Origin of the sequence: Polynucleobacter wuianus, from assembly GCF_001659725.1 — a bacterium.
Classification (GTDB): Bacteria; Pseudomonadota; Gammaproteobacteria; order Burkholderiales; family Burkholderiaceae; genus Polynucleobacter; species Polynucleobacter wuianus.
In genome coordinates this window covers 422,150-439,097 of sequence record NZ_CP015922.1, presented here as the reverse complement: position 1 = coordinate 439,097, position 16,948 = coordinate 422,150, and the positions used below count along the sequence as shown (strand labels likewise).

The following is a 16,948-nucleotide window of genomic DNA, read 5'->3' as shown; positions in this document are numbered from 1 at the left end:
AATTTCTTTATCTAGATATTTTTTAGTGTGCAGCCCACTGAATCGTGCTCAAGTCGATTCCGTCTTTATACATTTCCCATAATGGGGAGAGCTCACGCAACTTCGCAATCTTTTCTTTTACTAACTTAATTGTGAAATCAACTTCTTGTTCAGTTGTAAAACGACCCAAAGTGAAACGAATCGAGCTATGCGCCAACTCATCATTACGGCCTAGTGCGCGCAATACATAAGAAGGCTCTAGCGAGGCAGAAGTACAAGCAGAGCCAGAAGAGATCGCCAAGTCTTTAAGCGCCATCAACATAGACTCGCCCTCGACATAGTTAAAGCTGATGTTGAGGTTATGCGGAACACGGTGATCCATATCGCCGTTTACATAAACTTCTTCAATGTCTTTTAAACCGGCTAACAAGCGATCACGCAATCCGCGGATACGTTTATTTTCTTCGGTCATCTCGATACGGGCAATGCGGAATGCCTCACCCATACCAACGATTTGATGAACCGCCAGGGTGCCAGAACGCATACCGCGCTCATGACCACCACCATGAATCTGCGCTTCAATACGAATACGAGGCTTACGACGCACAAACAATGCGCCAATGCCTTTTGGACCATAGGTCTTGTGAGCAGAAAAGCTCATCAAATCGACCTTAATCTTTTCTAAATTGATTTCAACCTTACCGGTAGCCTGAGCTGCATCCACATGAAAGATCACGTTACGTGAGCGGCACAACTCACCAATTGCTGGAATATCTTGTACTACACCGATCTCATTGTTGACGTACATCACAGAAGCCAAAATTGTGCCTGGCTTCATTGCTGTTTCTAATTGCGCAAAATCAATCAAGCCGTTTGGCAATACATCTAAGTAGGTCACCTCAAAACCTTCGCGCTCTAATTCGCGGCAGGTATCTAAAGTTGCCTTATGTTCAGTCTTTACGGTAATGATGTGATTACCGCGTTCTTTGTAGAAATGTGCAGCACCCTTAAGGGCTAAGTTAATACTTTCAGTAGCACCACTAGTAAATACGATCTCTCTTGGATCAGCATGCACTAATTGAGCCACCTCTGAACGCGCCCACTCAACAGCCTCTTCTGCCGCCCAACCATAAGCATGGCTACGGGAAGCAGCATTGCCGAATTGCTCACGCAAGTAAGGCAACATCTTGTCAACCACACGAGGATCAATCGGTGTTGTTGCTGAATAGTCCATATACACCGGAAAGTGCTTAGGACTAAACATCGGAACCGGTTGCTGAGGAAGGTCTTGTGGTGCGTTCATGGTTTATTTCTACGTAGGTATTACTGCTGTTTAACTTTGCCGCGCCAAATTAAATACGGAATTGACTAAAGGCGCTTTAGGAGCAACTTCTTTTTTCGCTGCAAGTGCTGGGGCTGCTTTTTCAGCTTTAGTACTTTCAACTTTAATTTTCTTCTGGCGCATGTCTTGAATAACCATGCCACGACCTTCTTGCTGCTGAACTAAATCTTTTAGGCTTACCGAGCTGAGGTACTCAACCATTTTGGAATTGAGATTGCTCCAAAGATCGTGAGTCATGCAACGGCCATGACCTTCTTCTTCAGTGTGACAGTTACCTTTACCGCCACATTGGGTGGCATCCAATGGCTCATCTACCGCCACGATGATGTCGGCTACGCTAATTTCAGTGGATGGGCGCGCTAAGGTGTAACCACCGCCAGGTCCACGTGTGCTCTTCACGATATTGAAACGGCGCAATTTGCCGAACAACTGCTCGAGGTAAGAAAGGGAAATCTTTTGTCTTTGGCTAATACCAGCCAAAGTTACAGGACCATGCGTTTCACGCAGGGCTAAATCAATCATTGCGGTTACTGCAAAACGACCTTTAGTTGTAAGTCTCATATGTCACCTTGGTAATGGATTGTTATGGACAGCTCATGGCCAGGTGGGTAATACCTGACCATTCCACTCAACTTTACCATAAGACCCAGCAAACTGCTCGGGAATTATCCCAAAAATCCCCTATAGATTCCAGGAATTAGGGGGTCTTTAGACGGAGTCTCTAGACCTGGCGCCAAATGCCATTTCTTTGACCTTACTAAGTCGATCACGTGTACTGGCAGCCTTTTCAAACTCTAGATTTTTGGCTTCAGCATTCATCTGCTTCTCTAAGCGTTTGATTTCGTTGGATAAATCTTTCTCAGTCATATCCTCGTAGCGAGCCCGCTCTTGCTCCACCTGCATCTCTTGGCGCTTCTCTTTGACGTCATAAACGCCATCAATAATGTCTTTAATGCGTTTTTGAACCCCTTTAGGTTCAATGCCATGCAGCTTATTAAAGGCAATTTGCTTGGTCCGACGTCGTTCAGTCTCGCCCATCGCTAGCCTCATGGAATTAGTAACCTTATCGGCATAAAGAATCGCCTTACCACGAACATTTCGAGCGGCGCGCCCAATGGTCTGAATCAAAGATCGCTCAGAGCGTAGGAAGCCTTCTTTATCTGCATCCAAAATAGCTACCAAGGAAACCTCTGGGATATCCAAACCTTCGCGTAATAAGTTAATCCCCACGAGTACATCGAAGACACCCAAACGCAAGTCACGCAAAATTTCAACGCGCTCAACAGTATCAATATCGGAGTGAACGTAACGCACCTTCACGCCATTATCGGAGAGGTAATCTGTTAGTTGTTCAGCCATGCGTTTAGTCAGCACCGTCACTAATACTCGCTCGCCCACTTTGACACGCTCATGAATTTGACTGAGTAAATCATCAACCTGAGTGCTTGCTGGTAGCACCTCAATTTCTGGGTCAACCAAACCAGTAGGTCGCGCTACTTGCTCGACAACTTGACCTTGATGTTCTTTCTCATAATCAGCCGGTGTTGCGGAAACAAAAATGGTTTGACGCATTTTGGTTTCGAACTCAGTAAATTTGAGTGGGCGGTTATCCATCGCAGAAGGTAAACGGAAACCAAATTCCACTAAGGTATGTTTGCGAGATTTATCGCCGTTGTACATCGCATTGAGCTGACCAATTAACACATGGCTCTCATCCAAGAACATCAATGCATCATTGGGCAAATAGTCCACTAGCGTAGGTGGCGCCTCGCCTGGGGCTGCGCCTGACAGATGGCGGGAGTAGTTCTCGATTCCCTTACAAAAACCCAATTCGTTGAGCATCTCTAAATCAAACCGAGTTCGTTGTTCTAAACGCTGCGCTTCAACCAACTTACCATCTTTTACGAACTCATCTAGGCGCGTACGCAATTCTTCTTTGATTGTTTCAATCGCCTTGAGAACCGTTTCACGCGGAGTGACATAGTGTGAGCTTGGATAAACAGTGAAGCGCGGAATCTTTTGCCGAATTTTTCCAGTCAGCGGGTCAAAGAATTGCAAACTTTCCACCACATCATCAAACAATTCAACACGTACTGCCAATTCATTATGTTCGGCAGGGAAGATATCAATCGTGTCACCACGTACTCGGAATACGCCACGCTTAAAGTCAGTTTCATTACGGTCATACTGCATCGCAATGAGTCTTGTCAAAATATCGCGCTGACTCATCTTGTCGCCAGGGCGCAATGTCATCACCATGCTGTGGTAATCGCCAGGATTACCGATGCCGTAAATCGCAGACACGGTTGCAACAATGATGACGTCACGACGCTCTAACAAACTCTTGGTGGCCGACAAACGCATCTGCTCAATGTGTTCGTTTATAGACGAATCCTTCTCAATAAAGAGATCGCGCTGAGGCACATAAGCCTCAGGCTGGTAGTAGTCGTAGTAACTCACAAAGTACTCAACCGCGTTTTTAGGGAAAAACTCCCTAAATTCGCTATAGAGCTGGGCTGCCAAAGTCTTATTTGGGGCAAAAATGATGGCTGGGCGCCCTGTTCTAGCGATGACATTGGCCATCGTGAAGGTCTTTCCAGAGCCTGTGACGCCCAATAAGGTCTGGAAGGTCAGGCCATCCTCCACCCCCTCCACCAAGGCATCAATCGCACCTGGCTGGTCTCCTGCAGGCGGGAAAGGCTGGTATAGCTGATATGGGGAGTCAGGGAAGCTGACAAACTTGGCTGGATCGAGGTCGTGTCCAACCTCACCCAAGGGGTCAGCAACAGGGGTTTTCTGCACTTCTTTTACTTCCGGTTTTGAACCATTTTTGGGCAACTTAGGGGGCATCTCGGCTATCATTTCACCTGTGAGTTTTCTTCACAGCGAATTTTGTACAAACAATGATTTTGCCGTTTTTATTAGGAAATAGTTGATTCTGATCTCAAAAACAGTCAATTAGGTTCAATTAAACGTCAATCACCAGCAAAACTAACCTTAAACCATCACTTCCGACCTCAAATGACCCTGTTTGCCTCAGTTCAACTAGCCCCTAAAGATCCTATTTTTGGCCTTACAGAAGCCTACGTTGCCGATCAGCGTTCTGACAAAGTTAACCTTGGTGTTGGTGTGTATTACACAGATGAAGGCAAGGTGCCTCTCTTAAAAGCCGTGATTAAAGCAGAAGAAGCAATCGTGGCTAAACACTCACCACGTAGCTACATTCCTATTGAAGGCCCAAACCCCTATAACAGCGCAGTACAAAATTTATTGTTTGGCGCTGACTCTACCCTCATTAAAGATGGTCGTGTAGTTACCGCTGAATGTTTGGGTGGCACCGGTGCATTGCGTGTTGGCGCTGACTTCATTAAGCGTCTCAATTTAAATGCGCCATGTGCAATTAGTAACCCGACTTGGGAAAACCATCGCGGTATTTTTGAATCCGCTGGCTTTGAAGTCGTTGAGTACACCTACTTTGATGGCAAGACTCGTGGTGTTGATTTTGATGGCATGGTGAAGTCTTTGGAGTCATTCCCAAAGAACACTACTGTGCTCTTGCACGCATGCTGTCATAACCCAACCGGCGCAGACATTACTGAAGCGCAATGGCGCCAAGTGATTGATATTTGCAAGAACAAAGGTTTAATTCCTTTCTTGGATATGGCTTACCAGGGCTTTGCGGCTGGGATTGAGCAAGACGGTATTGCTGTGCGCCTCTTTGCGCAATCTGGCATGTCCTTCTTCGTATCGAGCTCTTTCTCCAAGTCATTCTCGCTCTATGGTGAGCGTGTAGGCGCATTATCTATCGTGACCCAAAGTAAAGATGAATCTACTCGCGTGCTCTCACAATTAAAGCGCGTGATTCGTACCAACTATTCCAATCCACCAACTCATGGTGCTGCCATCGCAGCAGCGGTTTTGAATTCTCCTGAGTTACGTCAGCTCTGGGAAGATGAATTAGCAGAGATGCGTGATCGCATTAAAGCCATGCGTCATGGTTTGGTTGAAAAATTGGCGGCTGCTGGTGTGAAGCAAGATTTTGCTTTTATTGAAAAGCAGCGTGGAATGTTTTCTTACTCAGGCCTAACTGCTGAGCAAGTAGATCGCTTACAGAAAGAAGATGGCATTTATGCCCTCTCTACTGGACGCATTTGTGTGGCGGCGCTCAATACTAAAAATATTGATAAAGTTGCCAAAGCAATCGCCCGCGTATTGGCTTAAACAAGCGTAAATAAGCGGCTATTTAGATTTACAGGGGGTACCATGCTTTATCAGTTACACGAGTTCCAAAAAGCCTTACTTCAACCCATGAGCTCATGGGCACGCGCTGCGTCTGAGGCTTTTATTAATGCCTCTAATCCAGCCTCCAAGGTTCCAGGATCAGAGCGTTTAGCTGCTAGCTATGAACTCCTTTACCGCTTAGGTAAGAACTATAAAAAGCCAGAATTTGGTATTCGCTCAGTAATTGCCCATGGAAGTGAAGTCGCTATCCACGAAAGAACCACTGTAGCCAAGCCTTTTTGCAATTTGGTGCGCTTCAAGCGTTTCTCTGACGATGTAGAAACCATCAAAAAACTGAAAGAAGATCCTGCAGTATTGGTGGTAGCACCTCTATCTGGACATCACTCCACTTTATTGCGCGACACAGTACGCACCCTTTTGCAAGATCACAAGGTTTACATTACCGACTGGATTGATGCACGTAATGTGCCAGTGAGCGAAGGTGAATTTGGTCTTGATGACTATGTTCATTACATACAAGAATTCATTCGCTCGATTGGCGCCGAAGATTTGCATGTGATCTCGGTTTGCCAACCTACCGTTCCAACCTTAGGCGCTATTTCATTAATGGCATCTGCAGGTGAAGCTACTCCCGCCTCCATGATTATGATGGGCGGCCCAATTGATGCTCGCAAATCACCAACTGCCGTAAATAACTTGGCAGAACAAAAGTCACACGATTGGTTTGAGAGTCATGTGATCTACAAAGTACCGCCAACCTATCCAGGCGCGGGTCGTCGCGTTTACCCAGGCTTCTTGCAGCACACTGGCTTTATTGCCATGAACCCACAAAACCATCTGCAATCTCACTGGGATTATTTCCAGAACCTGGTTAAAGGTGATGAGCAGGATGCTGAATCACATATTCGCTTCTATGACGAGTACAACGCCGTATTAGATTTGGATGCGAAGTTCTATCTCGATACGATCAAGACAGTCTTCCAGGACTACTCACTGCCCAATGGCACATGGGAAGTTGCAGGCAAATTAGTAAAGCCACAAGATATTCAAAACACTGCTCTTCTCACAGTTGAAGGCGAGTTGGACGATATTTCCGGAAGCGGACAGACTCGTTCAGCACATGGCCTATGTGCTGGCATCCCGAAAGAGCACAAAGATCACTACGAAGTTTCTGGCGCGGGTCACTATGGCATCTTTGCTGGACGTCGTTGGCGCGAAAAGGTCTATCCAAAGATCAAATCCTTTATTCGCGATCATCAACCCGCGCAAAGAAAGACTAAAGCGCGTTTACCTAAGCTAGACGCAAAGTAAACCCATAAAATGAGAGACCACAGCGTCTCTCATTTACTTAGGAACTAGTCTTGTAATGAATATTAAGCAGGTGAACGAACTCACTGATCGCCTGGAGGATCTTCTTCCTCAAACTCAATGCACAAAATGTGGCTACCCAGATTGCAGGGGCTATGCAGAAGCTTTAGCGAGTGGAGAGGCTTTGCCAAATCGCTGTCCACCAGGAGGTGTCGAGGGCATTCATCGACTTAGTCAAATCCTAAGCCCAATTTATCCACAAGATGCTTTTGATTTACACCCCACTATCGATCCCAAGTGTGGCATAGAGCGTCCAAGGCCTGTCGCTTTCATTGATCCGCAAAAATGTATTGGCTGCACTCTTTGTATTCAGGCATGTCCAGTTGATGCGATTGTTGGTGCATCCAAACAAATGCACGTAGTCCTGACTGAGTGGTGTACGGGTTGTGACCTGTGTATACCTCCATGTCCAGTAGATTGCATCAGCATGATTGATATCACAGAAAATAAAACAGGCTGGGATGCTTGGTCTCAAGACTTGGCGGATATCTCACGCAAGCGTTATCACGATCGGGAGCAACGTCTTAAGCGTGAACAAAAAGATAATGATGAACGCTTAGCCAAAAAGGCTGAGGCTAAATTAGCAGCGGTCAATGCAGGGCATCCCGCCTCAGCAGATGAGGAGAAAGAAAAAGAGCGTAAACGCGCCATCATTGCTGCTGCGATTGCTAGGGCTCAGCAAAAGAAATGATGAATCCTGAAAAGCGACGTGCTTTTTTTGAGCAACTCAAAGCGAACAATCCTAAGCCCACTACCGAGTTAGAGTACAGCACCCCTTTTGAACTCTTGATTGCCGTGCTCTTATCAGCGCAAGCAACTGATGTGTCGGTCAATAAGGGTACAAAGAAACTATTTAAGATCGCCAATACTCCTCAGGCTCTTTTGGATCTTGGCGAAGAAGGCGTGCGCCCCTACATTCAACACATTGGTTTATTTAATTCCAAAGGCAAGCACATTCAAGAGACCTGCCAACTTCTCTTGGAAAAACATGGAGGTAAAGTACCTGAAACACGCGAGGAACTTGAAGCGCTACCAGGTGTAGGTAGAAAAACAGCCAACGTTATTCTCAATACTGCCTTTGGCCAAGCGACGATTGCAGTTGATACCCATATCTTTCGCGTTTCAAACCGCACGGGATTAGCTCCAGGTAAAGACGTCCTGAAGGTAGAGCAACAACTACTAAAACGAGTACCCAAAGAATATCTATTAGATGCTCATCATTGGCTCATTCTTCATGGTAGATACACTTGCAAGGCACGCAACCCTGAATGCGCGCAATGCATCGTAGAGCCACTATGCGGCTTTAAGCAAAAGACCAGCAAAGGAAAAGTTCGTGGCGATATTTAATCCAACCCGTGAAGAAGTACGACGCTTTTTCTGTGACACCTGGAAAAAGAAGACTGAAAATCATATTCTGGATCCCATGGAAACGATTGCTGGCGATTGGATGGCGGAGCATCCGGAATACCATGCACTACTAGCCGACCCGGAGGGCGCTTTAGGACAGGACTACACGCCAGAGCGTGGCGAAACTAATCCGTTCCTGCATTTATCCATGCATTTATCCATTAGCGAACAGATCTCTATCAATCAACCGCCTGGTATTAAAGAGCTTGCAGAAAAACTGAGTAAGAAATTAGGTTCTGAGCATGAAGCTCAACACCTCATGATGGAATGTCTTGGTCAAGTAATGTGGGAAGCACAGCGCGAAGGCAGGCCACTAAACCCCGAGAACTATCTCGAGGCTCTTAAGAAGTTAGTTTAGCTATTACTCATTAGACTGGCTCAAAGAGGTGGGTTTTTTGCCCATCTTGTGTTTCCTGAAACACCACTTTCACTTTTTGCCCAACACGAATCGCATCGAAATCGCAATTTGTCAGATGGGTAAGGATGGAGATGCCCTCGTTTAAGCGAACATAGGCCATCGCAAACGGCACTTCAACACCACGCCTCATCACAGTGTAGGAATAAATCTCTCCGAGACCCTCAGACTTAATCCAACTTGTATCGTTACTGCCGCAATGTGGACAAATCGTACGCGGATAGTAATGCGCCTGATTGCAAGCGTTGCAATGTTTTAAAACCAACTGATCATTTTGCGCAGCCTCTAAGAAAGCTTTGTTTTCAGGGTTTGCAATCGGGCTGGGTAAACGATGCTCTTTATTCAATTGGCTCATTACAGTCTCCCTAAAATTAATACAGCCGCGCCATGACGAGTGCCAAGCGCACCACCAATCCCTGAGGCAAGCGCAAACTCTAGATTAGGAACCTGTACTGCTGGGTGACCCTCTCCACGCAACTGTCTCACCGCCTCAATCACTTTAGTCATACCGCCGCGGTTTGCAGGATGGTTGTTACACAAGCCTCCACCATCGGTATTAAATGCCAACTTACCTTTACCCGAAATCAATTGACCGCCCTCTACAAATTTGCCGCCCTCACCCTTCTTACAGAATCCAAGATCCTCCAACTGAATCAACACAGTAATAGTGAAGCTATCGTAAATAGAGGCATACCGAATTTGCTCAGGCGTTAACTTCGCTTCTTTAAAAGCCAATGGTGCAGCCCAGGCTAAACCTGAGTAAGTCAGATCCACTTTGCCACCCATCTGCCCTTTAGTAGTTTCACCTGCACCCATCATCGTCACAACTGGCTTTTTCAAAGTCTTTGCAATATCAGGATGAACCACTACCAATGCACCGCCGCTATCAGTCACTACACAGCAATCTGCACGATGCAATGGATCAGCAATCATCGGCGAGTTCAGAACATCTTCGACAGTGAGCACATCTTTAAGTGCAGCATTGGGATTATGTTGCGCATGATGTGATGCAGCTACCTTAATCCAAGCGAGCTGCTCGCTAGTGGTGCCAAACTCATACATGTGACGCATGGCGCACATTGCGTAAGTATTTAAAGGCGCTGGAGAATATGGTTTCTCGAAAGCAAAGTCAGGGGCGCTAGCCCACTGGCTCCGCACTTGCGTTCCACTAGAGCCTTCAGATTTTGGACGACCAGCCAAAGTAATCAAGGCCACCTTACATTGACCAGTTGCAATCGCACGAGCAGCATGGTTTACATGAGTTAAATAGGAAGAGCCACCAGTATCAGTAGAGTCGAGATACTTGAGTTTTTTTAGCCCCAAGTAATCGGCCATCGATACTGGACCCATTCCAGGGGCATCACCCGCACAGAAATAACCATCGACATCATCTAGCGTGAGGCCAGCGTCCAACAAAGCACCGCGTGCCACTTCGGCATGTAATTGTGCAACCGTGTGATCAGGCGCCACCCTTAAAGGATGCTCATATATTCCGGCTATACAGGCATTGGATGCAAATGACATGAATCTTCCTTTGAAATTTTTGGAATACTAAATTCTTAAACGAATATTTAATCAACGGTAATATTTGACTGCGCAATCAACTTGCGCCACTTTTCTGTTTCGCTCTTAATTAACGCCGAAAATTGTTCGGGTGTTCCTGGCATCGGATCAGCGCCTTGCGCAATCAACTTATCTTTAAATTTAGGATCGGCCAAAATGCTTTGCAATTCTTTATTTAAGCGGTTACGAATATCTATAGGTAAGTTTGCAGGCGCTACAACACCGTACCAAGTTGCCATGTCATAACCAGGCAAACCAGATTCTGCAATGGTTGGAACGCTTGGGGCAGCAGCTGAACGTTTTGCTGTAGTAACACCTAAAGCCCGTAAGTTACCCGCTTTCACTTGAGGCCACCCACTCGGTAAGTTTGGGAAACTCATATCGACTTGACCAGAAATCACATCCGGCATTGCGCTACCAGTCCCTTTGTATGGAATATGAATCATGTCAATCTTAGCCATCTTCTCAAATAGCACCGCGGACAGATGCACCGATGTGCCGCTGCCACTAGAAGCAAAAGTGAGCTTGCCAGGGTTAGCCTTTGCTGCAGCAATCAATTCAGGAACAGATTTATAGGACGAATTGACAGGCACTACTAAGATGTTGGGTGCTGAAAACACACCACCAACAGCTGTGAAATCTTTAATCGGATCGTATGGCAGATTTTTATATAGCGATGCATTTACTGCATGGCCAATCGATGGGAAATACAAGGTGTATCCGTCTGGAGCGGAGCGTGCTACTAACTCGGCAGCAATATTGCCATTAGCACCTGCTTTATTCTCAACAATCACTGGTTGACCTAGTCGAGTAGACAAGCCTTCTGCTAAAGCACGACCTACCGTATCAGCCGAGCCACCTGGGGAAAAGCCCACGATTAAATGAATCGGTTTATTGGGGTAAGCGGTCTTAGTATCAGCAAAGCTTGAGCCAATGCTGAATGAACACGATAGAAATAACAGGAAAATTTTGATGCGCAATTTTATTTACCTAATTTGCGCATTGGCACGCCACTAAGTTCTTGCAACTCTTCAAAACTCAGGCCATCTACCCAATCAATCGCTACTAAACCCTCGGGCATAACAGCAATCGTTGCTAAATCTGTATAAATGCAATCGACTGCTGCCAGTGCAGTGAGTGGATAAGTGCATTCCATCACCAACTTCGATTCTCCGGACTTCGTAAGATGTTCCATCATCACAAAGAGCTTCTTCGCACCCAAAGCAAGATCCATGGCACCACCAACCGCAGGAATAGCTTTAGGATCGCCTGTGCGCCAATTAGCAATATCGCCTTTAACCGAAACCTGGAAAGCGCCTAAGACACAAATATCAATATGCCCGCCACGAATCATCACGAAAGAATCGGCATGGTGGCAAAGCGAAGCGCCTGGTAACATAGTTACGGGCTGCTTTCCTGCGTTGACTAATTCTTCATCAATCTCATGCTCTTTAGCCAATGGCCCCATACCCAGCAAACCATTTTCAGAATGCATCAAGATTTCTTTATCTGCAGGTAGATAGTTGCAGATCGTCATAGGCTGACCAATACCCAAGTTCACATGAGCGCCATCAGGAATGTCTTGCACAATGCGCTTGGCAATATCAGCAGTAGTACGCTTTTGTACTTTAGAGTGATCAATCATGATTTACCTCCAACGAGCACTACGCGTTTTACGAAAATGCCGGGTGTCACAATGGTTTCTGGATCCAAAGCTCCGAGCTCTACAACTTGGTTTACTTGGGCAATCGTGCAACGTGCTGCAGTAGCCATAATGGGGCCAAAGTTTCGGCCAGTGCGATGATATGTGAGATTACCCCAGCGATCACCTTTGTCCGCCTTAATCAAGGCATAGTCCGTTTTAATCGCAGTTTCAAAAATATGATTCACACCATCAATCACTCTAGTGTCTTTACCGATGGCTAACTCAGTTCCATAACCAGTAGGTGTATAAAAGCCGCCTATACCTGCGCCACCAGCGCGAATGCGCTCTGCGAGAGTGCCTTGTGGCACTAACTCTAATTCAATTTTTCCAGCGCGATAAAGATCGTCAAATGCGCCAGACTCCGGTTGACGCGGGAATGAACATACTACTTTTTTGACTTGGCCATTGCCAATCAATTTAGCAATGCCAATTCCCGAATTACCCGCGTTATTACTAATGATGGTGAGGTTCTTTGCGCCCTGCTCGGCAAGTGCATCTAATAAATAAATAGGTAGGCCTGCACCACCGAAACCAGAAACTAAAATGGTCGAGCCATCACCAATGTCCTGCACGGCACTCGCCACGCTAGGAATGATCTTATCTATCACTACCTGTCTCCATCTATTTTTTATTATGGGTACTGCTTTTCAGCTTTTTGCTGTATTTCTACTAATTTAATGCATTTGAGAAATAGCAGACCGAATTGCTGCAGGGAGCTCTTTAGCAAGAGTCCTTCTTGCCTCCAAAACGGATTTGGAGGCCTCTTGGGCTCTCGCCGACCATGCTGATCCCGGAAAGAAAGCATCGTCCTTAAATCGTGGGATCACGTGCCAATGAATATGTGGAACCATATTGCCGAGTGCGGCTAAATTGATCTTATCCGGATCCATTACCTGACGAATGGCTTCTTCAACGGCAAATACGAGGGACAGGATGTGATCTCGCTCTCCATAAGTTAGATCAGACATCTCTGAGACATGTGGATTCCAGATAACACGGCAAAATCCAGGAAGATCAGGATCATTGATCAAAATGACTCGACAGTAATCCCCGCGCCAAATAAGTTCACCCTCTTCAGGCCTGAGATCTTCTTTACAGAGCACGCAATTAGTCATGGGAAGAATGTATACGAAAACGGCATCTAAGTCACCCTTGTGGGGTAATTTAGATGCCGCGGCAGTATGGATATTACTGCTACTACAAGACTACTTAGGGATTCTTAGTGGAACTGCTCTTCTTCAGTAGAACCGGTCAACGCAGTAACAGAAGACTTACCACCTTGGATTACGGTTGTTACATCATCAAAGTAGCCTGTACCAACTTCTTGCTGATGTGAAACGAAGGTGTAACCACGATCACGTGCAGCAAATTCTGGCTCTTGTACTTTCTCAACGTAAGCAGTCATGCCACGCTTAGAGTAGTCTTGCGCCAAGTCGTACATGTTGTACCACATGGAGTGGATACCAGCGAGAGTAATAAATTGATATTTGTAACCCATCGCACCCAACTCACGTTGGAATTTCGCAATCGTTGCATCATCCAAGTTTTTCTTCCAGTTGAAAGAGGGTGAGCAGTTGTAGGCCAACATCTTGCCTGGGAACTTCGCACGAATTGCTTCAGCAAACTGACGAGCAAACTCAAGATCAGGAGTACCAGTCTCACACCAAACCATATCAGCGTAAGCAGCGTATGCCAAACCACGTGAGATCGCTTGATCCAAGCCCTTACGTGTTTTATAGAAGCCTTCTGGAGTACGTTCGCCAGTCAAGAATGGCTTGTCGTTCTCATCGTAGTCAGAAGTTAACAAGTCAGCAGCTTCAGCGTCAGTACGAGCCAAGATGATCGTTGGAACGCCCATTACGTCAGCAGCCAAACGGGCAGAGATCAATTTCTGTACAGACTCAGTTGTTGGCAACAATACTTTGCCACCCAAGTGACCGCACTTCTTCACAGAAGACAATTGGTCTTCAAAGTGAACGCCAGCAGCGCCTTGCTTGATTAATGCTTTGCTCAATTCAAATGCATTCAATACACCACCGAAACCTGCTTCAGCATCTGCAACGATTGGAGCAAAGTACTCGATATAACCAGGATCGCCTTTGTTGATACCTTTAGCAGTTTGAATTTCATCAGCACGTTGGAATGAGTTATTAATGCGCTCAACCATCTTAGGCACTGAATCCACTGGATACAAAGATTGGTCTGGGTACATTGCAGCGTAAGAGTTACCATCAGCAGCAACTTGCCAGCCGGATAAGTAAATTGCTTGGATACCCGCTTTAACTTGTTGCATTGCTTGACCACCAGTCAAAGCACCCAAACAGTTAACGTAAGCTTCGTTATTGACCAACTCCCAAAGACGCTCTGCACCATGTTTAGCCAATGTGTGCTCAATCTTCAGTGAGCCACGAAGACGTACTACGTCCTCAGCTGTATAGCCACGAGTAATACCTTTCCAGCGTGGATTGGTATCCCAGTCTTTTTGTAGTGCTGCGATTTCTGCTTTGCGATCTGCCATGTTTTTCTCCCTAAGTTAAACAAGTACTTCAAATTTGAGGACCTTTAAGACTTTTTTAAGTCTTATGTCTTATATAAGAGTTTAGAGAGTTAAAAAAGCTGAGCAAGCGAAATATCCATCTTTTGTAAAAATATTTAACTGATTAAATTCATTTACTTATGGTTAATATTTTGCAATATGAAATGAATATTCATTTCGCGAAATAATTCCAGCGGCTAGTTGTTGCACCGCATTTTACGCAGTGTAATGCTGTTTCATATTATGAAAAATATAAGCGCTGTGGATTGGCGCAAAGGATTTGATTGCGTACCGCCTCGTCCGGTGCATATAAAGTCAAGCTTTCCAGCATCTGCGCAACCCTAGGCATGATTCCCCAATTGGCGACATGAGGCCAATCAGAACCCCAAATACATCGATCTGGAGCGGCTGCAATTAACGCCTTGGCATAAGGAACCACATCTTCATAAGGTGGAGGCTCATCCGTTAATCGATAAGCTCCAGATACTTTTACCCACGCCCTCTCTTTCACAAGCTCACGCAAGGCTTGAAAACCAGGCGACTGCAAGCCAACAGATGTGCGCAGATATCCCATGTGATCGATGACTAATGTGGACTGCAACTTTTGCATACGGGGCATCAATGTTGGTAAATCATTTGCATCTAACAAAAATTGAATATGCCAGTCCCAGTCTTTTGCCAAGGCATCGCACTCTTCCAACTTAGAGATATCTAAACCACCCCCTGAAAACATCAAGTTCATCCGAATACCAACAACACCCGCATCTTTCATTCTTTGATAGTACGCATCAGGCTGATTTAGCAATGGAACAGCAACCCCACGCAGACGTTGAGGATGACGCTCGAGCACGTTAAGCATTGGCTCATTATCTTGCCCATTAACGCTTACCTGGATCAACACACCATAGGTCATGCCGACTTCATCCAGCATGCGAATGTATTGATCTTCAGTTGCTTCTGGGGAGGTATATGAGCGATCAGGAACAAAGCTTGCAGCGCTAATCACATGCGCATGCGTATCCACCGCACCTACAGGAACTTTAAAAGGAAAAGGACCGCTCTGATGTTCAGGCGGTCCCGGGCAAAACGGAATATCTACTGCTGACACGAAATCCCCATCAGTTTGCTTGCAATTCTCGTCCTCGAGTTTCTGGGAGGATCACTGCGGCAATGAAGAAGACTCCATAAGCAATCACAGCAAAGATCGCAATTGCCATGGCCAAACCATATTGAGCGGAGAAGTAACCAACTAAAGCCGGGAACAATGCGCCAATACCACGACCAAAGTTATAGCAAAAGCCCTGGCCAGATCCACGCAAGCGAGTTGGGAACAACTCAGTCAGGAATGCACCCATCCCAGAGAAGTAACCGCTAGCAAAGAATCCTAATGGGAAACCAAGCCACATCATCATCTCATTCGTAATTTCTAGTTGGGTATAAGCCAGCACCAGAACGATTGCGCCAAGTGAGAAAGTCATAAACAACTTACGACGTCCGAAACGGTCAGCCATCCATGCACCAAACAAATATCCAACAAAACTACCGACAATCAAAAATGCCAAGTAACCAGTAGAACCAACTACGGTTAACTTACGTTCTGCTTTCAAGAAAGTTGGTACCCAAGTAGTAATTGCGTAGTAACCACCTTGTGCACCCATTGTGAGCAATGAAGCCAAGATAGTAGTTTTCAAAATACCAGGCTTGAAGATTTCTAGGATGGATGGTGAATCACCTGCAGCAACTACTTTTTCACGAGCAACTTTTGCAATCTCTGGCTCCTCCACATGACGGCGAATATAGAGCAAGAGTAAAGCAGGGAAGAAACCCACTACAAACATTGCGCGCCAAGCCATATCTGGTGGTAACAGGCTAAACATAATGGCTTGCAAAAGTACCGCAGCGCCCCAACCTACAGCCCATGCTGACTGTACGCTACCCACGGCACGGCCACGATATTCAGCACGAATGGTTTCACCCATCAACACTGCACCTGCTGCCCACTCACCACCGAAACCAAAACCTAAGAGTGCACGAGCAACCATCAATTGATTAAAGTCTTGCGTGAACGCACAAATCAAACTGAATGTAGAAAACCACAGAATGGTGAATTGCAAAGTACGAACGCGACCGATACGATCAGCTAAGTAGCCAGCAAACCAGCCACCGAAAGCAGAAGCCAAAAGTGTGCCAGTTACCGCAAGTCCAGCCATACCTCGATCAACCTGCCATACTGCAATAATGGTTCCGATCACTAAAGGATAGATCATGAAGTCCATGCCATCCAATGCCCAACCTAAGAAGCAACCCCAAAAGGTTTTCTTCTCTTTGGGATTCATGACCTTATAAAAACCGGTCAGACTGGTATCTGTTTGTTGACTCACTTTGTCTCCT

General features: G+C 45.9%; 17 protein-coding genes. 5 read left to right on the top strand and 12 right to left on the bottom strand.

Going from position 1 to position 16,948, the window contains the following annotated elements; all coding sequences use genetic code 11:
• Positions 1-22 precede the first annotated feature (22 nt).
• The 3 genes from A8O14_RS02350 to uvrB form a co-directional block, all read right to left on the bottom strand.
• Entirely contained in the window at positions 23-1,282 is a 1,260-nt protein-coding gene (locus tag A8O14_RS02350; RefSeq protein WP_068948039.1) for an IscS subfamily cysteine desulfurase, read from the bottom strand.
• Between the two features lie 30 nt (positions 1,283-1,312).
• Positions 1,313-1,882: a Fe-S cluster assembly transcription factor gene (locus A8O14_RS02345; RefSeq protein ID WP_068948038.1), complete on the bottom strand. Its 570-nt coding sequence runs from the start codon at positions 1,880-1,882 to the stop codon at positions 1,313-1,315.
• 147 nt (positions 1,883-2,029) lie between these two features.
• Positions 2,030-4,183, bottom strand: coding sequence for an excinuclease ABC subunit UvrB (uvrB, locus tag A8O14_RS02340; protein WP_228385097.1), 2,154 nt, complete (start codon positions 4,181-4,183; stop codon positions 2,030-2,032).
• Between the two features lie 159 nt (positions 4,184-4,342).
• Between uvrB and A8O14_RS02335 the strand changes: the two genes are divergently transcribed.
• Genes A8O14_RS02335 through A8O14_RS02315 form a run of 5 tightly spaced genes read left to right on the top strand, consistent with a single transcriptional unit; the run spans position 4,343 to position 8,696 of the window.
• Complete coding sequence (locus A8O14_RS02335) at positions 4,343-5,542, top strand: amino acid aminotransferase (protein ID WP_068948037.1); 1,200 nt, start codon at positions 4,343-4,345, stop codon at positions 5,540-5,542.
• A 42-nt stretch (positions 5,543-5,584) separates the two neighbouring features.
• A complete protein-coding gene (locus A8O14_RS02330) occupies positions 5,585-6,874 on the top strand; it encodes a polyhydroxyalkanoate depolymerase (protein ID WP_068948036.1) in 1,290 nt (429 codons plus the stop codon).
• A gap of 31 nt (positions 6,875-6,905) precedes the next feature.
• Positions 6,906-7,622, top strand: coding sequence for an electron transport complex subunit RsxB (gene rsxB / locus A8O14_RS02325; protein ID WP_228385122.1), 717 nt, complete (start codon positions 6,906-6,908; stop codon positions 7,620-7,622).
• Entirely contained in the window at positions 7,622-8,278 is a 657-nt protein-coding gene (gene nth / locus A8O14_RS02320) for an endonuclease III (RefSeq protein WP_068948034.1), read from the top strand. Before rsxB ends, nth begins: the two co-directional genes overlap by 1 nt.
• A complete protein-coding gene (locus A8O14_RS02315; RefSeq protein ID WP_068949674.1) occupies positions 8,271-8,696 on the top strand; it encodes a DUF1841 family protein in 426 nt (141 codons plus the stop codon). Before nth ends, A8O14_RS02315 begins: the two co-directional genes overlap by 8 nt.
• Positions 8,697-8,706: 10 nt before the next feature.
• Here the strand turns inward: A8O14_RS02315 and A8O14_RS02310 are convergent, their stop codons facing one another.
• The 9 genes from A8O14_RS02310 to A8O14_RS02270 all read right to left on the bottom strand — a co-directional run bounded on the left by A8O14_RS02310 (position 8,707) and on the right by A8O14_RS02270 (position 16,893).
• Positions 8,707-9,108: a Zn-ribbon domain-containing OB-fold protein gene (locus tag A8O14_RS02310; protein WP_082913074.1), complete on the bottom strand. Its 402-nt coding sequence runs from the start codon at positions 9,106-9,108 to the stop codon at positions 8,707-8,709.
• Positions 9,108-10,277 carry a thiolase domain-containing protein gene (locus A8O14_RS02305; protein ID WP_068948033.1) on the bottom strand — a complete coding sequence of 390 codons (1,170 nt, stop codon included), beginning with the start codon at positions 10,275-10,277 and terminating at the stop codon, positions 9,108-9,110. Before A8O14_RS02305 ends, A8O14_RS02310 begins: the two co-directional genes overlap by 1 nt.
• A gap of 47 nt (positions 10,278-10,324) precedes the next feature.
• Positions 10,325-11,191 (bottom strand): tripartite tricarboxylate transporter substrate binding protein, encoded by an 867-nt coding sequence (locus A8O14_RS02300; RefSeq protein WP_228385096.1) that lies wholly within the window; start codon positions 11,189-11,191, stop codon positions 10,325-10,327.
• Positions 11,192-11,298: 107 nt separating this feature from the next.
• Positions 11,299-11,961, bottom strand: a complete 663-nt coding sequence (locus A8O14_RS02295) for a 3-oxoacid CoA-transferase subunit B (protein WP_068948032.1) — start codon at positions 11,959-11,961, stop codon at positions 11,299-11,301.
• Positions 11,958-12,629 carry a 3-oxoacid CoA-transferase subunit A gene (locus tag A8O14_RS02290; protein WP_068948031.1) on the bottom strand — a complete coding sequence of 224 codons (672 nt, stop codon included), beginning with the start codon at positions 12,627-12,629 and terminating at the stop codon, positions 11,958-11,960. Before A8O14_RS02290 ends, A8O14_RS02295 begins: the two co-directional genes overlap by 4 nt.
• A 66-nt stretch (positions 12,630-12,695) precedes the next feature.
• Positions 12,696-13,136 carry an HIT family protein gene (locus tag A8O14_RS02285; RefSeq protein WP_068948030.1) on the bottom strand — a complete coding sequence of 147 codons (441 nt, stop codon included), beginning with the start codon at positions 13,134-13,136 and terminating at the stop codon, positions 12,696-12,698.
• A gap of 104 nt (positions 13,137-13,240) precedes the next feature.
• The gene (gene aceA / locus A8O14_RS02280; RefSeq protein WP_068948029.1) at positions 13,241-14,539 is read right to left on the bottom strand and encodes an isocitrate lyase; all 1,299 of its coding nucleotides are present in this window, start codon (positions 14,537-14,539) and stop codon (positions 13,241-13,243) included.
• Positions 14,540-14,798: 259 nt separating this feature from the next.
• Positions 14,799-15,665 carry an amidohydrolase family protein gene (locus tag A8O14_RS02275; RefSeq protein ID WP_068948028.1) on the bottom strand — a complete coding sequence of 289 codons (867 nt, stop codon included), beginning with the start codon at positions 15,663-15,665 and terminating at the stop codon, positions 14,799-14,801.
• A 10-nt stretch (positions 15,666-15,675) separates the two neighbouring features.
• Entirely contained in the window at positions 15,676-16,893 is a 1,218-nt protein-coding gene (locus A8O14_RS02270) for an MFS transporter (RefSeq protein WP_082913187.1), read from the bottom strand.
• Positions 16,894-16,948: the final 55 nt, after the last annotated feature.

Bases quoted from the DNA above. Each gene is read 5' to 3' on its own strand.
- A8O14_RS02350 (WP_068948039.1), bottom strand. From the start codon at position 1,282: ATGAACGCACCACAAGACCTTCCTCAGCAACCGGTTCCGATGTTTAGT.
- A8O14_RS02345 (WP_068948038.1), bottom strand. From the start codon at position 1,882: ATGAGACTTACAACTAAAGGTCGTTTTGCAGTAACCGCAATGATTGAT.
- uvrB (WP_228385097.1), bottom strand. From the start codon at position 4,183: ATGATAGCCGAGATGCCCCCTAAGTTGCCCAAAAATGGTTCAAAACCG.
- A8O14_RS02335 (WP_068948037.1), top strand. From the start codon at position 4,343: ATGACCCTGTTTGCCTCAGTTCAACTAGCCCCTAAAGATCCTATTTTT.
- A8O14_RS02330 (WP_068948036.1), top strand. From the start codon at position 5,585: ATGCTTTATCAGTTACACGAGTTCCAAAAAGCCTTACTTCAACCCATG.
- nth (WP_068948034.1), top strand. From the start codon at position 7,622: ATGAATCCTGAAAAGCGACGTGCTTTTTTTGAGCAACTCAAAGCGAAC.
- A8O14_RS02310 (WP_082913074.1), bottom strand. From the start codon at position 9,108: ATGAGCCAATTGAATAAAGAGCATCGTTTACCCAGCCCGATTGCAAAC.
- A8O14_RS02305 (WP_068948033.1), bottom strand. From the start codon at position 10,277: ATGTCATTTGCATCCAATGCCTGTATAGCCGGAATATATGAGCATCCT.
- A8O14_RS02295 (WP_068948032.1), bottom strand. From the start codon at position 11,961: ATGATTGATCACTCTAAAGTACAAAAGCGTACTACTGCTGATATTGCC.
- A8O14_RS02285 (WP_068948030.1), bottom strand. From the start codon at position 13,136: ATGACTAATTGCGTGCTCTGTAAAGAAGATCTCAGGCCTGAAGAGGGT.
- aceA (WP_068948029.1), bottom strand. From the start codon at position 14,539: ATGGCAGATCGCAAAGCAGAAATCGCAGCACTACAAAAAGACTGGGAT.
- A8O14_RS02270 (WP_082913187.1), bottom strand. From the start codon at position 16,893: ATGAATCCCAAAGAGAAGAAAACCTTTTGGGGTTGCTTCTTAGGTTGG.